General features: G+C 44.7%; 21 protein-coding genes. 16 read left to right on the top strand and 5 right to left on the bottom strand.

Annotation, left to right across the window (positions count from 1 at the left end):
- Nucleotides 1–569: 569 nt before the first annotated feature.
- From F6K46_RS30635 to F6K46_RS30620, 4 genes are all read left to right on the top strand, one after another.
- Entirely contained in the window at nucleotides 570–830 is a 261-nt protein-coding gene (locus F6K46_RS30635; RefSeq protein ID WP_293117678.1) for a pentapeptide repeat-containing protein, read from the top strand.
- A gap of 75 nt (nucleotides 831–905) precedes the next feature.
- Nucleotides 906–1,517 (top strand): pentapeptide repeat-containing protein, encoded by a 612-nt coding sequence (locus F6K46_RS30630; protein ID WP_293064791.1) that lies wholly within the window; start codon nucleotides 906–908, stop codon nucleotides 1,515–1,517.
- Between the two features lie 867 nt (nucleotides 1,518–2,384).
- Nucleotides 2,385–3,293 carry a pentapeptide repeat-containing protein gene (locus tag F6K46_RS30625; RefSeq protein WP_293117675.1) on the top strand — a complete coding sequence of 303 codons (909 nt, stop codon included), beginning with the start codon at nucleotides 2,385–2,387 and terminating at the stop codon, nucleotides 3,291–3,293.
- Between the two features lie 528 nt (nucleotides 3,294–3,821).
- Complete coding sequence (locus F6K46_RS30620) at nucleotides 3,822–5,927, top strand: pentapeptide repeat-containing protein (RefSeq protein WP_293064785.1); 2,106 nt, start codon at nucleotides 3,822–3,824, stop codon at nucleotides 5,925–5,927.
- Nucleotides 5,928–6,090: 163 nt separating this feature from the next.
- On the opposite strand, the gene F6K46_RS30615 is transcribed toward F6K46_RS30620, so the two are convergent.
- Nucleotides 6,091–6,240, bottom strand: a complete 150-nt coding sequence (locus F6K46_RS30615; RefSeq protein WP_293064782.1) for a hypothetical protein — start codon at nucleotides 6,238–6,240, stop codon at nucleotides 6,091–6,093.
- Between the two features lie 77 nt (nucleotides 6,241–6,317).
- Between F6K46_RS30615 and F6K46_RS30610 the strand changes: the two genes are divergently transcribed.
- From F6K46_RS30610 to F6K46_RS30590, 5 genes are all read left to right on the top strand, one after another.
- Nucleotides 6,318–7,280, top strand: coding sequence for an alcohol dehydrogenase catalytic domain-containing protein (locus tag F6K46_RS30610; RefSeq protein ID WP_293064779.1), 963 nt, complete (start codon nucleotides 6,318–6,320; stop codon nucleotides 7,278–7,280).
- A 155-nt stretch (nucleotides 7,281–7,435) separates the two neighbouring features.
- Nucleotides 7,436–7,630 (top strand): hypothetical protein, encoded by a 195-nt coding sequence (locus tag F6K46_RS30605; RefSeq protein WP_293064775.1) that lies wholly within the window; start codon nucleotides 7,436–7,438, stop codon nucleotides 7,628–7,630.
- Nucleotides 7,627–7,956 carry a hypothetical protein gene (locus F6K46_RS30600; protein ID WP_075899886.1) on the top strand — a complete coding sequence of 110 codons (330 nt, stop codon included), beginning with the start codon at nucleotides 7,627–7,629 and terminating at the stop codon, nucleotides 7,954–7,956. Before F6K46_RS30605 ends, F6K46_RS30600 begins: the two co-directional genes overlap by 4 nt.
- A 24-nt stretch (nucleotides 7,957–7,980) precedes the next feature.
- Nucleotides 7,981–8,124 carry a hypothetical protein gene (locus tag F6K46_RS30595; RefSeq protein WP_293117672.1) on the top strand — a complete coding sequence of 48 codons (144 nt, stop codon included), beginning with the start codon at nucleotides 7,981–7,983 and terminating at the stop codon, nucleotides 8,122–8,124.
- A gap of 212 nt (nucleotides 8,125–8,336) precedes the next feature.
- Entirely contained in the window at nucleotides 8,337–9,686 is a 1,350-nt protein-coding gene (locus F6K46_RS30590; protein WP_293064772.1) for a D-alanyl-D-alanine carboxypeptidase, read from the top strand.
- A gap of 101 nt (nucleotides 9,687–9,787) precedes the next feature.
- Here F6K46_RS30590 and F6K46_RS30585 read toward each other — a convergent pair whose 3' ends face one another.
- Nucleotides 9,788–10,030, bottom strand: a complete 243-nt coding sequence (locus F6K46_RS30585; RefSeq protein ID WP_293064770.1) for a hypothetical protein — start codon at nucleotides 10,028–10,030, stop codon at nucleotides 9,788–9,790.
- Between the two features lie 16 nt (nucleotides 10,031–10,046).
- Here F6K46_RS30585 and F6K46_RS30580 point away from each other — a divergent pair, with 16 nt between their 5' ends.
- Together F6K46_RS30580 and F6K46_RS30575 are read left to right on the top strand one after the other, a co-directional pair.
- Entirely contained in the window at nucleotides 10,047–10,562 is a 516-nt protein-coding gene (locus tag F6K46_RS30580) for a peptidylprolyl isomerase (RefSeq protein ID WP_293064768.1), read from the top strand.
- A 370-nt stretch (nucleotides 10,563–10,932) separates the two neighbouring features.
- Nucleotides 10,933–11,679, top strand: coding sequence for a DUF3747 domain-containing protein (locus F6K46_RS30575; protein WP_293064766.1), 747 nt, complete (start codon nucleotides 10,933–10,935; stop codon nucleotides 11,677–11,679).
- Between the two features lie 165 nt (nucleotides 11,680–11,844).
- On the opposite strand, the gene F6K46_RS30570 is transcribed toward F6K46_RS30575, so the two are convergent.
- From F6K46_RS30570 to F6K46_RS30560, 3 genes are all read right to left on the bottom strand, one after another.
- Complete coding sequence (locus F6K46_RS30570) at nucleotides 11,845–12,267, bottom strand: helix-turn-helix domain-containing protein (RefSeq protein WP_070392246.1); 423 nt, start codon at nucleotides 12,265–12,267, stop codon at nucleotides 11,845–11,847.
- Nucleotides 12,268–12,548: 281 nt separating this feature from the next.
- Entirely contained in the window at nucleotides 12,549–12,677 is a 129-nt protein-coding gene (locus tag F6K46_RS30565; protein ID WP_293064764.1) for a hypothetical protein, read from the bottom strand.
- A gap of 141 nt (nucleotides 12,678–12,818) precedes the next feature.
- Complete coding sequence (locus tag F6K46_RS30560) at nucleotides 12,819–13,730, bottom strand: sulfurtransferase (RefSeq protein ID WP_293064762.1); 912 nt, start codon at nucleotides 13,728–13,730, stop codon at nucleotides 12,819–12,821.
- Between the two features lie 17 nt (nucleotides 13,731–13,747).
- On the opposite strand from F6K46_RS30560, the gene F6K46_RS30555 reads away from it, so the two are divergent.
- The 5 genes from F6K46_RS30555 to F6K46_RS30535 all read left to right on the top strand — a co-directional run bounded on the left by F6K46_RS30555 (nucleotide 13,748) and on the right by F6K46_RS30535 (nucleotide 19,684).
- Nucleotides 13,748–14,029, top strand: a complete 282-nt coding sequence (locus F6K46_RS30555; protein ID WP_293064760.1) for a hypothetical protein — start codon at nucleotides 13,748–13,750, stop codon at nucleotides 14,027–14,029.
- A 451-nt stretch (nucleotides 14,030–14,480) separates the two neighbouring features.
- Nucleotides 14,481–14,993: a helix-turn-helix transcriptional regulator gene (locus F6K46_RS30550; RefSeq protein ID WP_293064758.1), complete on the top strand. Its 513-nt coding sequence runs from the start codon at nucleotides 14,481–14,483 to the stop codon at nucleotides 14,991–14,993.
- Nucleotides 14,994–15,467: 474 nt separating this feature from the next.
- A complete protein-coding gene (locus F6K46_RS30545; RefSeq protein ID WP_293064756.1) occupies nucleotides 15,468–15,596 on the top strand; it encodes a hypothetical protein in 129 nt (42 codons plus the stop codon).
- 108 nt (nucleotides 15,597–15,704) lie between these two features.
- Nucleotides 15,705–16,952 carry a glycerophosphodiester phosphodiesterase family protein gene (locus F6K46_RS30540; protein WP_293064754.1) on the top strand — a complete coding sequence of 416 codons (1,248 nt, stop codon included), beginning with the start codon at nucleotides 15,705–15,707 and terminating at the stop codon, nucleotides 16,950–16,952.
- A gap of 101 nt (nucleotides 16,953–17,053) precedes the next feature.
- Nucleotides 17,054–19,684: an esterase-like activity of phytase family protein gene (locus tag F6K46_RS30535; protein WP_293064752.1), complete on the top strand. Its 2,631-nt coding sequence runs from the start codon at nucleotides 17,054–17,056 to the stop codon at nucleotides 19,682–19,684.
- Nucleotides 19,685–19,782: the final 98 nt, after the last annotated feature.

Here is a 19,782-nt window from a genome sequence, read left to right as displayed (position 1 = left end):
TTGCTCGCTTTAGCTCTCTAGGGTCTCGATTGCTAGCTATAAATTCTTCCAGAGTCATGAGAACATGGTGGTAAATTTATATTCCATGATATCTCATTTTTCTTCAAAATCATTTAGGATTGGTATAGTTGTTAGTAAAACAATCATAATCACCGATAGCGAACCCGTTTCTAATGGGAACTCCCCTGCTGCGGTTTTCCTTAGGGATTCTAATCGCAAAGGCAGAGCAAGCGCACCTTAATTAATCAGCAAAAATCCTCTATATCAAAGGCAACAGGGAGTAGGAAGTAGGGAGTTAAAATTATCACAATTGCTACAGCGATTGCTATAAGTATCAATAGTTAGAGGATTAATCTTATATCCAGTAGGGATTTAAAAATAATACTGGTTTATCCTGGTCAAGCAACTAATGACTATAGCGCTTCTCATAGTAATTAAAGTATAGAGTATTTTTTCCCTATTCCCTACTCCCTACTCCCTACTCCCTACTCCCTACTCCCTACTCCCTACTCCCTACTCCCTACTCCCTAATTTATAGCTCACCCAATTAATAACTCCTAAAAATGCTAATGAAAGCTCAAACAATTCTAGCGAGATATGCCCAAGGAGAAAGGGATTTCCGAAAGGTAAATCTCAGGGGTCAGTCATTCCAAGGGAGAAACCTGTCTGGGGCAGATTTTAGTGACGCTGATCTTAGAGGAGCTAACTTTAAGAATGCGATGCTCAGGGGAACTAAGTTCCGTCAGGCAAAGGCTGGATTACAAAGATCCTGGTCAATTGTTATTCTATTGGTTTCATCGATAGCGTTAATACTATCAGCAATTGCTTGATTTTATGGTGGGAGTTATGCAGCATTCATTGTTAACTATGTCCAGGGTTCAAACCTAATCTTTGCCTGGATAGCCTTGGTAGCAATAATTGTTTTATTTTTTGTTATCCTTGGTCAAGGTATTCAAACAGTCCAAGCTTTAGTGGTAGGCTTGGTCTTTGCCTTTGCCGTAGCTGTCGCTGTCGCTGGAGCCTTTGGCTTAGCCTTCCCCTTCGCCCTAGCCTTTGCCTTAGGCTTACCCTTGGTCATAGCCCTAGCGGTAGCTACCACTGGAGCGGCAGTGGAAGTGTTTGATGGTGTCTTAATTGGAGTCTTAGGCTTGTTGGTAGCAGTAGGTGGAGCTGTAGCTGGAGTCTATGCCATACAGCAGTTAGCCTTGCCCTTTGCCAGAACCGGAAGCTTGGGCTTCCAGCTCGCCTCTTCCTTAGCTGGAACTTTAGCCTTCCTCTTGGCTTTACTTGGTTCTTACCTGGGCTGGGGTGCTCTAACCGAAGACCCTAAACATGCCTGGATTAGGACGAATGCGATCGCATTTGCGGCTACAGGGGGTACAAGTTTTTACAACGCTGACCTAACCGATGCTGACTTTACCGGAGCTACCCTCAAAAATACAGATTTAAGACAGGCTAATCTTACTGGTACTAGTTTGGAAAATACTAGTAAACTTGACTTGGCTAGACAGAGCTAAGGTGAGCTATCAGTGGTCAGCCGTCAGCGGTCAGTGGTCAGTGGTCACCCGGGCTATTTCATTGCTCCCCCCTTTGATAAGGGGGGCTGGGGGGGATCGATTCCGAATCCGCTTCAGGGTTGAGATCCCCCTAAATCCCCCTTACTAAGGGGGACTTTTCAGACTAAAATTAGCGCTATACTTATTACGTTTCTTCATTTGCTTCAGTTAAAAAACATGATATTAGGAGTGGGGAGTAGGGCTATTTCATTGCTCCCCCCTTTGATAAGGGGGGCTGGGGGGGATCGATTCCAAATCCGCTTCAGGGTTGAGATCCCCCTAAATCCCCCTTAGTAAGGGGGACTTTTTAGACTAAAACTAGCGCTATACTTTTAAAGTTTCTTAATTTGCTTCAGTTAAAAAACATGATATTAGGAGTGGGGAGTAGGGCTATTTCATTGCTCCCCCCTTTGATAAGGGGGGCTGGGGGGGATCGATTCCAAATCTGCTTCAGGGTTGAGATCCCCCTAAATCCCCCTTAGTAAGAGGGACTTTTCAGACTAAAACTAGCGCTATACTTTTAAAGTTTCTTAATTTGCTTCAATCAGAAAATATGATATATTGTTCAGTGAATATACTGAACCCAGTTTATCATCAAGACTCTGTTCCTTCGGTTTTCCCTAGGGAGTCTAATCCCTAAGTCAGGGGAAATACATCTAAATTAATTAATCAGCACAAATAATCTAATTATTAATACTTCAGGTAAGCCGTCAGCCGTCAGCCGTCAGCTCTTAGTTATCAGCTTGTTTTATTCAAAAGCTGAATGCTGAATGCTGAATGCTGAATGCTGAATGCTGACCGCTGAATGCTGATAACTGATAGCTTACTATGTTACTACCACTAATGGAAGCTATGAAAGCTAATGAAGTTCTAACCAGATATAAGAATGGAGAAAGGGATTTCAGCAGGGTCAATCTCAGAGGTCAGTCTTTCCAGGGGCAAGACCTTTCAGGAGCAGATTTTAGTGAAGCTGATATCAGGGGAGTAAACTTTAAGAATGCTAATCTGACCGGAACTAACTTCTGTAAGGCCAAGGCTGGATTACAGCAACGGTGGGTAAGTGTTCTTATGTTAGTTTCCTGGATAGTGTCAGGACTATCAGGAATTCTCTCCTTCCTTGGTGGGGGAGTAGTAGCGTTTATCTTTGACAACTTAGATAACCAAGTCTCCGGCTGGATAGCTTTGGTCTGTGTAATTATAGTATATAGTGTTATCCTGCGTCAAGGTATGGGAGCAGGAGCCGTCCTCGGTATCGTCTGTGTTATCGGTGCTGTCAGCACCGTTGCCATCGACAGCGGCAGCTTCAGCAGCTTCGCCTGCCCGATTGTAATCGCCAGCATCTACGCCGTTGCCATCACCAGCGCCAGCGCCAGAACCAGCGCCAGGGCCAGCGCCAGGGTCGTTAGCCTCTTCATCACCAGCGCCAGCGCCATCGCCATCGCCTTCCGATTAAGCGGAGCTGTAAACATAGCCGTAGCCATAGCTGTAGCCTTAGTATTAGTATTACTTGGTGCTTACCAGGGCTGGCGTGCTCTAAAAGGAGACCCCCGAGATGCCTGGATTCGGAAGAATGCGATCGCATTTGCGGCTACAGGAGGTACTAACTTTTACAATGCTGACCTAACCGATGCTGACTTTACCGGAGCTACCCTCAAAAGTACAGATTTAAGAAAGGCTAATCTTACTGGTACTAGTTTGGATAATACTAGTAAACTTGACCTGGCTAGACAGAGCTAAGGTAAGCTATCAGCTAATGTGCTACGCGCACGCTACGCGAACAGGGGTTAGCTGATAACAAGCTTAAGTATTTAGTTGGGAGTGGGGAGCACTCTCCACACTTACTACACTCCCCTGTCTTTTCCTGTTATCTAAATATAGCGCTATATTTTTGTGACTTTTTTAAGTGTTTTCCCTGAGGATTTTAAGTGTTTTCCCTCACGAATTGTGATATATTAACAACTCTGGTTTGTGATACCATTGCAATTGATTACATTTCAATCAGTTTCTAATTAAAACTGCCCTCCTTTGATTTTCCTTGGCGAGTCTGATCGCGAAGGCAGGGTAAATGCATCTAAATTAATCAACAAAAATACTCTAATTATCAATACCTAGAGAATAAGTCTTAGATCCAGTAGGGATTTCAAAATAAGCTAAGCATTCACCGGTCAGCCGTCAGCTGACGTAACACAGATTAAACCAATGCTTACCTGTTTCATCCAAAAGCTGATAACTGATAGCTGATAAACGACTATATAACTATCAATAATGAAAGCTGAAGAAGTTCTCAGAAAATATGCAGCAGGAGAAAGGGATTTCCGTAAGGAAAATCTTAGAGGTCAGTCTTTGCAGGGGCAAGACCTTTCAGGAGCAGATTTTAGTGAAGCTGATATTAGAGGCGCGAACTTTAAGAATGCTATTCTAACCGGAACTAAGTTCTGTAACGCGGTGGCAGGATTACAAAAACGGTGGGTATTTCTTCTTCTGTTGGTTTCATGGATAACTTCGGGAGTATCGGGAATGGCTTCCTTACTTGGTGGTGCGTTAGTAGGGTTAAGCTCTGACTTTAACAGCGTAGATAACCAAGTCTCCGGCTGGGCAGCTTTTATTATTTTAATAATAGTATATAGTGTTATTCTGCGTCAAGGTATCAGATCAGGAGTGGCCATTGCCATCGCTGGGAGCAGCCTTGTAGTTATTGTTGTCGTTACTGCCAACGCCATTGGTATTGCGAGCGCAATCGTCAGCGCCACCGCCAGCACCTTTGTCAGCGCCAGCGCCACCGCTATCGCCACCGCCAGCACTTTTGTCAGTACCAGCGCCAGCACTTTCGTCAGCGCCATTGCCAGCATTATAACCATCGGTATAGCTATAGCCACCGCCTTCGCCTTCGCCTTCGCCTTCGCCTTCCGCTTCACGGGACTCGTAGCCATAGCCGTAACCATAGCTGTAGCCGTAGCCTTGGCATTACTTGGTGCTTACCTGGGCTGGCGTGCTCTAAAAGGGGATCCCCGAGATGCCTGGATTCGTACTATTGCTATTGCTTTTGCTGCTACAGGAGGTACCAGTTTTTACAATGCCGATTTAACTGATGCTGATTTTACGGGAGCTACGCTGAAAAGTACAGATTTAAGAAAGGCTACTCTTACTCGTACCTGTTGGCAAGATACTATTAAACTTGACCGAACTAGACCAGGTAAAACTATCTTAGCTGATACTGCTGTCAGAGAATTATTGGTTACTGGGAATGGTTACAATAAGTCTTATGTGGATGCCAATCTTAGAGGAGCAAATTTAAAAGGAGCTAATTTAAATAAGGCTAATCTAAAACTGGCTGATCTTAGCGAAGCCACGTTAGAAGAGGCTAATTTAGAATGGGCTAATTTAACTGAAGCTCAAGCAGTTGGTACTGATTTTACTCATGCTTATTTTACCGGAGCGTGTTTAGAAGCGTGGAATATTGACTCAACAACTACCTTAACTAATATTGATTGTCAGTATGTCTTTTTACTAGAAAATTCCAATCCTCAAGGAAGTCGAGAGCGTCGTCCAAGTAGCGATGACTTTCAAGCAGGAGAATTTACCAAGCTATTCCAAGAAGTCTTAAATACTGTTGACCTTATTTTCCAAAATGGTGTTGATTGGAAAGCTTTTGTTACTGCTTTCAAAAAAGTCCAAGTAGAGAATGAAGATACAGAACTAGCTATTCAGAGTATTGAAAATAAAGGGGATGGTGTCGTTGTTGTTAAAGTAAGTGTTCCCCCTGATACGAATAAGGAAAAGATTCATAGTGACTTCAAGCAAAAATATGAACTTGTGCTCCAAGAATTAGAAAAATATAAAGCAGAACTAAAAGCTAAAGATGAGCAGATAATAGAAATTTATCGTGAGCAAAGCGAAAACTTAATGAAAATTATTGAACCACTGGTTAGTAGACCGATTAAAAATATTTTTGATGTTACAGCTAAAGCAGAGAGTGATATGTCAGATAATTCCCGTAATTTTAATATAGATAATCTAGATATAGATCAAAGCCAAGCTAATAATCCTAATAATTTTAATGTTTTCAACGACAATGCTAGACAAATTAACACGAATAATTTTACATCAGAGGAAACCCAAAGCCTAGCCGATGCAGCAGCAGAAATCCAGCAACTCCTCAACCAACTATCCCAGACTAATCCCACCAGTAATGAGATTGAGAAATTAACAGTTGTAGCCAAGGCTGCTGAGAAAATAAAAAATAACCCAACCCTAAAAAATAAAGTTATCAATGCCCTGAAAGCAGGAGGAGTGGAAGCGTTCAAGGAAGCCATAGACCATCCCCTGGTAAATATTTTGATGGCAACAATCGACGGATGGACAGAAGTTTAGTGGCGTAGGGTGTGTTAGGGACGGGCTGGTACTGATTTTCTCCATCGCCAGTGTTTAAAAAGCCCGTCCCGTAACGCACCACCGGGTTAAACAGCTTTGATCAGATGCACCCATATCAAATTAAGGTGTAGTAGTAATTTCCGAAATTGGTAGAATTTTTACCCTACTCCAGTTCAGTAATGCCACCGATTAAAATGGGAAATGTAGCACTACGCATTAAGGTGTTTGACATGGATACAAGCAGCAAAAGCTTTTGCCTTTTGCCTTCTTGATGCAGTCGCTCATGGGGGAAACCCCCAAGACCGCGCTGCATCGCTTTTGCCTTTTGCCTTTTGCCTTGGGCGTAGCGCTATAAGAACCAATTTCTCAATCTTGTCACAACAACCAACAATGAAAGGACTCTGGCTCGAAAACCAGCAACTGCAACTGCGCACTGACCTACCTGTGCCATCACCACCCTCTGATGAAGCCTTAGTGCGGGTATTGCGTGCGGGGATATGCAACACTGATTTGGAACTAATCCGAGGCTATTACCCCTACAAGGGTATATTAGGTCATGAGTTTGTTGGTGTTGTGGAAGATGGACCAGACAATTTAGTCAACCAGCGGGTGGTGGGAGAAATTAATGCCGCCTGTGGTGAGTGTCGATTTTGTAGAAGTGGACAACCGACTCACTGCCAAAACCGTACTGTCTTAGGTATTGTTAACCGTAACGGAGCCTTTGCTGACTATCTGACCTTGCCCGTAAAAAACTTACATCCCTTACCCGATACTATTTCTACTGATGCCGCCACCTTTACTGAACCTTTGGCTGCTGCTCTGGAAATTCAGGAACAAATCAAGGTTGCTCCCGATCACCAGGTGTTAGTAGTGGGAGACGGTAAGCTCGGACAACTGGTGGCACAAACCCTAGCCCTAACGGGCTGCAATTTGCTTGTGATTGGCCGTCATCACGAGAAATTGGCCAATTTAGAAGCCAGAGGAATTAAGGTAGGCTTTGCCGATGCCATCACTAACGGTAGTTTCGATATCTCAGTCGAGTGTACTGGCAACCCCGAAGGATTTGCCCTTGCCCGTCGAGCGTTGCGCCCACGAGGTACCCTGGTATTAAAAAGTACCTACGCTGGCAACCTAACCTTTGATGCCTCGTCTCTGGTAGTAGACGAAATTACCCTAATCGGTTCCCGTTGCGGTCCCTTTAAACCAGCCATTGATTTATTAGCACAAGATAAAGTAAATGTCAACTACCTAATCCAAGCTCATTACCCAGTTGAAGAAGGGTTAACCGCCTTTAACCATGCCCAGCAGCGGGGAGTCTTGAAAATTTTACTGACCATGGATCAGAACTTTTGAAAGATTAGTAATAGGTGATGGGATGTAAGCGATCAGCGGTCAGCGGTCAGCTATCAGCTATCAGCTATCAGCTATCAGCTTAAGTCATTGCTGAATCTTCCGATCAATATCAGTAGAATGGGCATCCTGCCCGCCTGGGAATTGTAACAGGCAAGATGCCCGTTCCACCAAGATGCCCGATACAGGCAAGATGCCCATTCCACCAAGATGCCCGATACAGGCAAGATGCCCATTCCACCAAGATGCCCGATACAGGCAAGATGCCTGTTCCACACTCCCGATTCCCGATTCCCGATTCCCTACTCCCTACTCCCTACTCCCTACTCCCTACTCCCTTTACTAAACCATGACTTATCAACAACAATCCGAATTCGAGAAATCTCTTAATATCCGTGCTATGACCACCAAACAAATTTGGTCTTATGCTACTGGAATGTTAGCGATTTGTATGATTTTTGCCCCAGGCAAATATAAGTTAGCCATACCGATGATTGTGATCGGGGGCGCAGCAACTAGCACCGCTTTTGTTTGGCACTCTCATAACAAGTCCGATAAAACCCTTCTTCCTAATCAAGTTCAACAAATAGAAGAACGCCTCGGTAACATAGAAACTATTGTGGGACGGGATGATTTGGAAGTAAATTTGAAACTTAAACAGTTAGAGGAAAAGATATAGCATTTTCAGTTTAAATGTGAAACTATGATTCAAGGCAAAAGGCAAAAGGCAAAAGGCAAAAGGCAAAAGGCAAGAGGCGAAAGGCAAAAGCAGGAAAGAGCTTGGAGGATTTTTTGGTCTTATCCTAAACAAGCATTTGGTTTCATGATATATTTTGCAATGGTATAAAATTTGTATTCGAGATGTAAACTAAGAAGGTCTTTTTTTATTTTCCTATAAAACTCTGGAGCTATTTCCCCTCCTGGGAGGGGTTAGGGGTGGGTTACTCTTGCCTCTTGCCTCTTGCCTCTTGCCTTTTGCCTTTTGCCTCTTGCCTCTTGCCTCTTGCCTCTTGCCTCTTGCCTCTTGCCTAAAGGAGTATGTTCACAACTAAACTAAAAATGCTATATAAATATGTAACTGCTACACTATCTACACTACTCCTAGCACTACTAATTGGATGTAATGGGGCGGATTCCCCTAAGGGTGTATCGCCATCTCCTGATCCAGATGCTTCCAACTCGTCAGAACCAGAGAATGCACTAAAGGTGATCGAAAAGCCTGATCAACCCCTAACCGTTGCGGAAACGAATCCTAATCCAGGAAGCCAACAGAGTGTTGACCAATACCTGAAAGGATTATCCTCCAAAGGGATGACTAAGACCAATCAAGGCATATGGATCGAATCAGGAGATACCCTCTTAGCTAATCACCAAGGCACTATTCCCTTACCGGCAGCATCCCTTACCAAAGCAGCCACCACCCTAGCCGCTCTTTCTACCCTTGGTCCTGACCACCAATTCATTACCAAATTTAGCGCCACCGGACCGATTGAGAACGGGGTGCTACAAGGAGACCTAGTGGTTGAAGGATCAGAAGACCCCTTTTTTGTTTGGGAAGAAGCCATAGCAGTAGGCAACCAGTTAAATCAGTTAGGAATCAAGCAAGTAACCGGTAATTTGGTGATTGTGGGTAAGTTTTATATGAATTTTGAGACCTTACCCCTCAAAGCTGGCACTCTGCTCAAGCAAGGCTTGAATGGTAAGAGTTGGCCACCAGCAGCAGAAACTCAGTATCAGACCTTACCCCCAGGTACCCCTAGACCGGAAATTGCGATCGCAGGCTCTGTGCAAGTAGTAGCTTCACCCCCTGACAATCTACAGCCCCTAGTCCGCCAGTATTCCTTTCCCCTGGCGGAACTGCTGAAGAAAATGAATCGCTACAGTAATAATAAAATGGCCGAAATGCTAGCCAATACCGCTGGTGGTGCCAAGGTGGTAGCCCGCAAAGCAGCAGAAGCAGCGGGAGTACCCCAATCAGAAATTACCTTAATCAATGGCTCTGGTTTAGGTGAAGAAAATCGCATGTCTCCTCGGGCTGTCACTGCTGTATTTCTCGCCATTGAGCGCTATCTTCAGCAATACAACATGACCGTTGCTGATGTATTTGCCATCGTAGGAGAAGACAAAGGTATATTAAATGAACGTCCATTGCCTAACTTAGCAGTAGTTAAATCCGGTAGTTTGAATTATGTTAGTACCTTAGCCGGAGCCTTACCAACTCAAACCTATGGCACTGTTTGGTTTGCTGTCATGAATTCAGGGGGAGACTATACCAAATTCCGGACTGAGCAAGAGATGCTGCTAAAAGAATTAGTAACTAAATGGGGAGTAGTGCAATCTCTTCCTCCTGACATTAAACCATCACCCCAGAGGATCGGTAAGAGGTCGTTTAGTGAAATTGTTAGGTAGGGAGTAGGGAGTAGGGAGTAGGGAGTAGTCAGCGGTCAGTAGTCAGCAGTCAGCCGTGGCACAGGCTTCCAGCCTGTGACCTAACCCGCTGCATCGCTTATTCAAAAGCACCGATCTAGTAGCGTGCGCGTAGCGCATAAGCTGATAGCTGATACCTGATGGCTGTTCGCGTAGCGTGGGCATAAGCTGATAGCTGATACCTGATAGCTAATAGCTGATAGCTTACCTCCCGAATCCCGACTCCCGATTCCCGATTCCCGATTCCCGATTCCCCACTCCCGATTCCCCACTCCCGATTCCCCACTCCCTGCTGTATCCTGGTTGAGTGTTAACAAAACTCTCATTAACTGAGAAATATAGATGGCAAACCCAACCGCAACCCTAGAAACCTCTTTAGGCACAATTACCGTGGAATTGTTCACCGATGTGATGCCAGAGACAGCCGGTAATTTCATTAAACTAGCCAAGTCTGGTTTCTACGATGGTCTTCATTTTCACCGGGTGATTAATAACTTCATGATTCAGTTTGGCTGTCCCTATAGCAAGGATCCCAATAGTGGTCGCGCCGGTACCGGGAATGGTCCTGACGGCTGCATCCAGGATGAGCACCCGGACAATGCCAAAATTTCCAATGAACCAGGTACATTATCTATGGCAAATACCGGTGCTCCCAATAGCGGTAGTTGCCAGTTTTTCATCAATACACGGGACAATTCCTATCTCGATTGGTTTTCTCCAGGCCCCTCGAAGCACCCGGTTTTTGGTAGAGTGACTGAGGGTATGGATGTGGTGAACCAGATTCAAACCACCCCTACTGATCGCGGTGATCGCCCCAAAACCCCTGTTCAAATGGTGAAAGTGACGATTAACGAGTAACGTAAGCTATCAGTAATCAGCTATCAGTAATCAGCTATCAGTAATCAGCTATCAGTAATCAGTGCTCAGCGCTCAGCTAATGCCCTAGCTCCTAGCGTCGAAGCCTGTGCCACGCTACTTGAGGTGCTATCAGCTATTGGCTGTAGGCGAAGCTACACCGAACAGGTTGTGAATAAAATAAGCTGACGGCTGACCACTGACCGCTGACTACTGACCGCTGACGGCTGACCGCTGACTGCTGACGTTTTCTCTTTTCCTACGATATTCTCCATCAAGCCGAGTTGATATAATTTGACTGTATCACTAGGGGAGCAAATTCTTTAGTGCTAGCGTCTACTGGGAATGGTCTAACTTAGGAACGGTAAAACCCATGAACACATCACCCTGGCTAGCAGCTACTGCAATCACTACAGCTTCTTGCCTTACCTTAGGCGCTATCAATCCAGCAGCAGCGAATACTTTTGACAACATCGAAGTTAACGAAAACAATTTTATTGCAGTAGCTGCCCCTTTTGGCTACAACCAATATCAATTACTAGTCATTGAGCAGATAGCAAACTGGCAAGCGTGCTGGCGTGAACGTGGCACTAACCCAGTTATTGTAGATCCTCTGCTGCTCGACTTTGACTTTACAGGAATTTGTGGGCGCAGTACAGATAGCAACGGCTATTCTATGCGGGTCGATAGTCAAGACTTCGGCCTAGACTATATGCTCAGAGTGGTTAAGCGGAATGGAGAATTGGTATTAGTAGGGAGTCACCGCATTGACCGCAATGCCCCAGACATTGAGATTGGCCGCACCAGAGGTTTGGCGAATGGCTTTCTCAAAATCTTTCTTGATCCTGGTTGGCGATTTACCAAACGTATGTATCAGGGCAAACAATTAGGTCACATCTATCTTACCTATGGTGCGATCGCTAATACTGTCGCGCCACAATGGACCAGTAGCCCTCAACCCTCACCACCTACTCCCACCAGGGAATTTATTTTTACCAAACCACAAGCCCAACCGAAAACTAGTGGTGAACGTTTTCCTGACACTAGCCCTGAAATTCCAGCACCTGCACCAGCAGAATCATCAAATGATGGCATACCAGTGTTTGATGGGTCTAATTAAGAATTTCACGAGTAGGGAGATAGGGAGATAGGGAGATAGGGAGATTTTTGCTAATCTAGTTTTTTTTACCCTAATCAGGTACACAGGATTGTATCTCTGTTGCCTATTCCCTATTCCCTTTGAGCAATTTAGGTATCCCAATCTCAATACTGAACAGCTGACCCATCACGCTGAAATCACTTCAAAATCAGAAATAGTCTCAATCCACACCCGTGCTCCACACTTAAGGGGATCATCTGGACGATACATCACCCGACAGGGGCCATTGACCTCCACCGTATGACCGTAAACATTTTTAGAGCCTCGCTTCACCGTAATCACAGGATTCCGGTCCCCCGTCTTGAGATTGTTGCGAATCACCCTCTGGTTAACATGAATTACGGTCTTGGTGTAATTTGTACGCTTTGACCAGTTCCGTTTTGGTCCGCGAGTGCCAGGAGTGACCACCGGCATACCATCAAACAAAGGAATCACCCAAGTTCTCCCCACCTTATAAGCCCCTTTAACTCTACCCTTGCCCAGAAGGTAACGGACGCGAGTGGCAGAAACACCGAGTAATTCAGCGGCTTGTGCGGTGGAAATCATCATGGCGACTAAACCATTGCTTTAACGATATTATTAAGGTAACACACGTTTTCTGAAAATGCCAGGATTTGGTAAAACTATTGCACTATCGCGATTTACAGAAGAACTGGATGGGTGCAATGGATGAAATGGAGTAATACAGAGAAGAGGGTGCTGAAAAACTATTGCATTGTCGCCATCTCAAGGAGTAGGGTCAACTGGGATTAATGAGTTTAATCGGATTAGTGGGATAAAAGTGTTATAAAAACTATTGCAGCGATGCAGAGGTGCGACCCGTGGCGAATTTAATTACGGGTCAAACGCACCATTACGGTCTTGGGAAGGCAGCGCGGTCTTGGGGAGGCAGCGCGGTCTTGGGGGTTTCCCCCATGAGCGACTGCCGTTCCCCCAGCGACTGCCGTGGTTTCCCCCACTCGCTATTGCATCAAGACATTTTCACAATTGAGTGCTCAGTGGGTCAGCTAAAGCTTGTAGGGTGGGCAAAAACCGTTTGGTTATGCGTGAGTATTCTAGATAATAGAAATTTGCCCACCCTACTTTAATTGGTATTTTTTTTACCGCTCAATCAGCGCATGAGGCAGACGGCTCCACTCATTCCACGATCCATCATAATTTCTCACTTTGGGATAGCCGAGTAAATACTTCAAGACGAACCAAGTGTACGCAGAGCGTGCACCAATCGCGCAATAAGGAAAAATTTCTTTGTCAGCTGTAACACCTCGGCTGCTGTAAAGAGCATGTAACTCTTCTACTGACTTAAATGTACCGTCCTCATTCAAGGTATGAGTATACTCAAGATGCACCGCACCTGGAATATGCCCTCCACGTTCAGCTCCTTCTGGCGGCTTGATCATAAATATCTCACCAGAATACTCTTGAGGAGTCCGCACATCTAGCACCACACAATCCGTTTTCTCTAAAGATGCTTGCACCTCTGCCTGGAGAACTCGTAAGTCAGGATTGGGAGAGGTTGCTTGATAAGAGGTGGGCGGAAAGTTTGACAAGTCTGATGTTACTGGACGACCTTCTGCCACCCATTTCTGATGACCACCGTTAAGGACATACACTTTTTGATGTCCAAAGAGCTTCAGAAACCAGAAAATAAAAGCTCCTGTGCCTGGGTAACTACCATAGGCAATGACAGTCGTTTCTTGGGAAATTCCTGAACGTGACAACAGTTCCTCAATCGCAGTGGGGTCTAAATTCATTCCGAAGTCGGGCATGGAGAGATCAGTGGAGAAATTCCAGAAAATAGCCCCCGGAATATGAGTATCTTTGTAAGATTCTGGACTCATATCAACTTCAACCACACGCACCATCGGATCTTCTAGATGATCCATCAGCCATTGTGTATTGACCAAAACTTCAGGGTGAGCGTATTGAGACATCGGTTTTCTCCTAATATTGAGGCTAAAGGTAAGATTAGGGGAGGCAGTTTGGGTTGCCCAGTACCCGATCGAGTACACTTTTGGTCCTCACGGTCATGACGAGTTCCTTGCAGTTTTTATTTAAAGCCATTCATCAGGTCAAGGATGAAGCAGACTTGCGATCGCGCATTGTCCCAAAAATTGGTGAGCATTTTGCGGCAAAGCGATGGGGTGTTTTTTTCTTCGATCAATTGCCTCCAGTTAATCAAAAGCTTCTTGATGCAGTCGCTCATGGGGGAAACCCCCAAGACCGCGCTGCATCGCTTCAGGAATCCCTAAAAATCGCCCTATCTATCGACCATAACCCTGTTTTACCAAAAAAAAATCTGGGTCATTAGCCCCGTTCTTCCAGGACGGCTTTGTGTTAAGATAAAGACATAACAAAAAAATAGTATCCTAGAGGAACATGATCACAGAATAAGTAGACAGTGTAAAAAACCTGTTTTGAGATAAGCAGGTTGCACAATCAAGTCTAACGATTTGGAAGTCTATGAAAGTCTAAGATCCCTAAAAAAATGTTTATCTTTATTTGTTAATAAGTTTAGGTACGGTGGGGTTAGAAGTTACCGTAAGAATAGTGGAGCCTTTATAGTTAGTCGGCTATGAGTAAAAAGTTTTAACCTTTTTGATTAAGGCTCCACTATTCTAAGGTTTCGTTTCCGGCACATCGAAACCTAGGTTATAGACCAAATACGCTTGTGGAGAGGCGACCTCTATTTTTCCTGGCTCTGGCCTGGTTAAACAAGTCACCCCGTTGAAGCAAGAATCCCCGCGCCTTTAGGCCGGGGAGTGTCAAGCTATATCGTTGAGCATCACGCTCCTGCCCATGAATCATTGGTAGCATCGCCCAAGGTTTGGGCCTTGATTTGTCCTCGGCCAGATCATTGGCATGTGATGGCAGGACCAATCATCAGCAGTGGTCAATTAGTAGGTGCCGTAGGCTGCACTCGTGAACGGTCAATGCCTGCTTTCAATACACAGAATCTAGCGGATATGAGTGCAGTCAGTTTGCACTTGTCTGTTTGGGCTACAACCGTGCGCTCCCAGCACCAATCTTTCAAAAGCGATCGCTTAACCCCTCGTGAATTGCAAATTGCCGAATTAGTTGCATTGGGACGCACTAACGCAGAAATTGGGACTGAACTTTGGATTACAGAGAATTCAGTCAAGCAAGCTCTCAAGCGAATGTTTCGGAAGCTGAAAGTTTCATCCCGTGCTGAGATGGTTGCACAACTTTGGGTTAAAAAAGCTGACTTATCAAATCAAGAATTATCTCCATTCGACTCGATGCCCAACACCTAACGATAAGCTTACCGCAGCAACTAAAGCTTGTAGGGTGGGCAAGAACCGTTTGGTTATGGGTGAGTATTCTAGATAATAGAAATTTGCCCAGCCTATTTTAATTGGTATTTTTTTTACACTGTTCCCTGTTCCCTATTCCCTATTCCCTATTCCCTTTCCTTGCATATTAGTTCTTAAAATCGTTGATAACAAACATCCTTGCCGACGCCTTACTTAGTTAGCAGTTTTATAAAAAAACTATCGCCTCAAGGTTAAGAACAAAATGAAAAAGTTAATTTTAGGTTAATTTTAGGTAAACTTAACAAACTCTTTATACACTAGTCAGATAAAATTACACTAAACATTTACATAAAGTTCAAAAACAACTGTTAACCAAACCTTATAATTAAATTTATATAACTACAATCAAAATTTAACCTGGAAATGAAACCCTGACTAAGGGAGTTCAGCTAGTTTCAATCATCACGTAAACCCATGCCAATGCTGTTGAAGATTGGTAATGATTGCGTATTAGGTGTTCGCGTAGCGTGCGTGGCACAGGCTTTGGCCTTGGCCTTTAGGCCACGCTACGCGAATGGCCACGCTGTGCGAACGACGCTGTGAGGTAGCCCATTAGCTGACACAATAATTTGGCTAGTTTCTGTGCTTCTAACTCTCTAGATATCAAAACCCTAAATTCGAGAGTTTTAGTCTCGTTGATTCCAGGATTTTATGAAATTAAAAGGATTTGCATCTTTACCAGCTGATACCTTTGCAGAAGGACCCCAGTCTGGTGCAGACAATGGCAACGGTGAACCGATTTCTGCCAATGGTCGCACCGGTCCGTTTGATGGACAACCTGTTCAAGGCTTTAGTGGTGTTCAGTTTGCTCCTAGTGGGGGTGGCTCTTTTTGGTTCCTATCAGATAACGGTTTTGGAGCCCAAGAGAATAGTGCGGATTATCTGCTCAGACTCTATCAAGTTAATCCTGATTTCAAGGGTGCAGAGGATGGAGATGGTAGTGTAGAGATTGAAGGCTTTGTTCAACTGTCTGACCCTGATGGCAAAATTCCTTTCAAGATTGTTAACGAAGACAGTAGCGGACGCTTTCTGACCGGGGCGGATTTTGATATCGAGTCTTTTGTGATTGATGCTAAGGGCGATATCTGGATTGGTGACGAATTCGGTCCGTTTCTACTTCACTTCGATAGCACTGGTAAACTGCTCGAAGCCCCTATTTCCACTCCCAATATCCCCGGAAATACCACAGGGGAATTTGTGCGATCGCCTCAAAACCCAGATTTAAAGTTCAATAGCCTCAATGGTGAGCCTCCTCTAGTCATTGCACACCGTGGTGCTAGCGGTGAGCGTCCAGAGCATACCTTAGAAGCTTACGCTCTTGCGATTGAACAAGGGGCTGATTTCATTGAGCCTGACCTAGTAATCACCAAAGACGGTGTCTTGATTGCTCGTCACGAACCGTTGCTAGATGATACCACTAACGTAGCTGAAGTATTTGGTGAAGACCGCAAGTCAACCAAACTTCTGGATGGTGAAGAAATTACTGGTTACTTTGCTGAAGATTTCACCTTAGCAGAAATCAAGCAACTGCGTGCTGTTCAGTCTCGTGACTTCCGTAGTGATGAGTTCGATGGTCAGTTTGAAATTCCCACTTTCAAAGAGGTTATCGAACTACTCCAGCAGGTAGAAGCGGAAACCGGTAAAAAAATCGGTATCTATCCTGAAACCAAGCATCCTACATTCTTCGATTACCAAGGCTTATCTCTAGAAGAGCCTTTAATCGCAACCCTACAAGAAACTGGTTTCACCGACCTCATTGGTTTAGCCGATGGTTTGACCTTTGGTCAGTTATCCATTGAACAAGATTCCCAAAATGCTCGCATTAGTTTGGACAATGAACTATTAGCAACCTTTGCGACTGATACTCCTCTAACAGAGGCTGATTTCACAATTATCTAATCCGTTGTAAAACCGGGGAATCCTTTAATTACCCGGTTTTTATTATTTGGTCATAGGTTGATGACTGAGGTGCTCAAAATTTAGGTACAAAAAAAATTAATATGTCTAATCTTGATGTTCGCTTTTCCAGCTTTAATGCTTCTTTAAATCGCTCCAATCAAGGGGATTTAATTCAAGATTTATCCACTACTGATAATAGCCAGGCGCAGGCGGTAGCTGAAATTATTCAGCGTGGCTCACCGGATGTATTGCTAATCAATGAATTTGATTTCGATGAGAATGGAGAAGCGGCCAAACTTTTCCAAGATAACTATCTTTCAGTTAGTCAAAATGGTGCGACATCGATTGACTTCCCCTATGTTTATCTCGCACCTTCTAACACCGGGATTCCCTCTGGATTTGACTTAGATAATAACGGGCAAGTTGGCGGGGGGAATGATGCCTTTGGCTTCGGCTTCTTTCCAGGACAGTTTGGGATGGTGCTATTTTCCAAACACCCAATTGATACAGAGAATATACGCACCTTTCAAAACTTCCTCTGGAAAGATATGCCAGATGCCTTGCTTCCTGTAGATCCAGTTACTGGGGAATCCTGGTACTCTGAGGAAGAATTAGCTGTATTCCGCCTATCTTCCAAGAGTCACTGGGATATTCCCATTACTATCAACGGTGAAACAGTTCACGTTCTCGCTAGCCATCCTACCCCTCCAGTGTTTGATGGTGCAGAAGACCGCAATGGTACCCGTAATCATGATGAAATTCGGTTCTGGTCAGATTATATCACTCCCGGAGCTGGGGATTACATTTATGATGACGAAGGGAACTTCGGTGGTCTGTTGGCAAGCGATCGCTTTGTGATCATGGGAGACCAAAATGCTGACCCCTTTGATGGGGATAGTACTGATAACGCCATCCTGCAAATTCTAGATAACCCGTTAGTGAACACCTCTGTTACACCCTCAAGTGAAGGAGGGGTGGATGCTACCAACCGCCAGGGATTGAATAACCTGACTCATGGAGGTAATCCAGCCTTTGACACCGCTGACTTTGGTGAGGAAAACTTTGGTGGTCCTGGCAACCTGCGGGTGGATTATGTGTTGCCTTCAGAGAATCTCCCTATCACTGACGCAACGGTTTTCTGGCCAAAAAGTGATGACCCTGCCTTTGAGCTAGTGGGTGATTTCCCCTTTCCCAGTTCTGATCACCGTCTAGTATATGTTGATGTTGAGGTAGAGCCGACAGTGGTAGATAGTAACTCGAAAGTTGTCACTGGTATTAACTTCCTTGGAGAGGTTAGTTTTAATACTGGATTGCAGTTTGAGAATACAGAAGTTGGTGGTATCTCTGGTTTAGCCTACGATCCAGCTAATGGTGTTTACTATGGTATGTCTGATGACCGCAGCCAAAATGCTCCCGCTCGTTTCTATACTATTGATATTGATTTAAGTGATGGTAGTCTAGACAACGGTGATGTCGGGTTTACAGGTGTCACTACTTTACGGAATGCTAGCGGTGATCCTTTCCCAGAACGGGGTATTGATCCAGAAGGGATTGCCTTGACTAGTGCTGGAACCTTGTTTATTTCCTCTGAAGGAGATGCTAACAATCTTCTTAATCCCTTCGTCAATGAATTCTCTCTAGCAGGACAACAGTTCAATCAGCTGACGGTACCAGATAAGTTCTTACCTACCTCTGATGGAACAAAGGGCATTCGTAACAATCTTGCCTTTGAAAGTCTGACCATTACCCCAGATGAGCGCTTCCTTTATACTGCAGTAGAGAATGCTCTGATTCAGGATGGCCTGGCTTCGACACTAGAAGATCAAAGCCCTGTTCGGATTCTACAGTATGATTTACAAACTGGGGCACCGGCTCAAGAATTCCTCTACATCACTGACACCATTCCTAATCAGTCTGACCCTCCTGGTAGTTTTGCGGATAATGGTTTAGTAGAATTACTAGCGCTAGATAATACCGGGACGTTACTAGCCCTAGAGCGTTCTTTTGCCGTTGGTGTTGGTAATAATCTCAGGCTGTACGAAGTCCGGCTCCAAGGCGCTACAGATATTAGTGATGTTGATAACCTCTTGAGTGACCCCACTAACCCAGACAGTGAACTGTTGGAGGTTGAGCAAGTTGCTGAGAAACGGTTACTCTTGGATTTCGATGACTTAGGCATTCGTCTGGACAATAGTGAAGCGATCGCATTTGGTCCAACCTTATCTGATGGCAGACAATCCCTAATTGTTGCTAGCGATAACAATTTCAATGACAGCCAGATTACCCAATTCCTAGCATTTGGGCTAGACCTCGATACTATTCAATCCCCGACAGCAATAGTAGAAACTACCTCCGAGATTAACGGTACTCAAGGGGCTGACCAGTTGATTGGGACTGTTGATGCTGATCTGATCAATGGCTTTGATGGAAATGATACCATTGCTGGGGGATCGGGTAATGATATCCTATTTGGTGGCAATGGTGATGATATCCTGCGCGGAGATAACAACAGCAAGTCCGCAGGTGGTAAGGCTGGTGGCGATGATATTCTCTACGGTGGTTCAGGAAGCGATCGCATTGGCGGTAAATCTGGTAACGACTCCCTCTATGGTGGTCGAGGGGATGATCAACTCTGGGGTGATGCTGGGGATGACCTATTAAGTGGTGGTCTGGGTAATGATACTCTGACTGGAGATAACTTCTGTGACATACTCCCGACGCCGAATCTTTGATTACGGCGCGGGCTTCTTAACCTCACGATTAAGAGTTTCTGCGTAGCACTTATCTAGGTACAAAACCCCCGACAGTACGCTATCAGCAGACAGTTTCC

Origin of the sequence: Moorena sp. SIO3E8 (genome assembly GCF_010692445.1) — a bacterium.
In the GTDB taxonomy this organism is placed as follows: Bacteria; Cyanobacteriota; Cyanobacteriia; order Cyanobacteriales; family Coleofasciculaceae; genus Moorena; species Moorena bouillonii.
The sequence above is the reverse complement of the archived record's forward strand: the minus strand, read 5'-3'. Positions and strand labels throughout refer to the sequence as shown.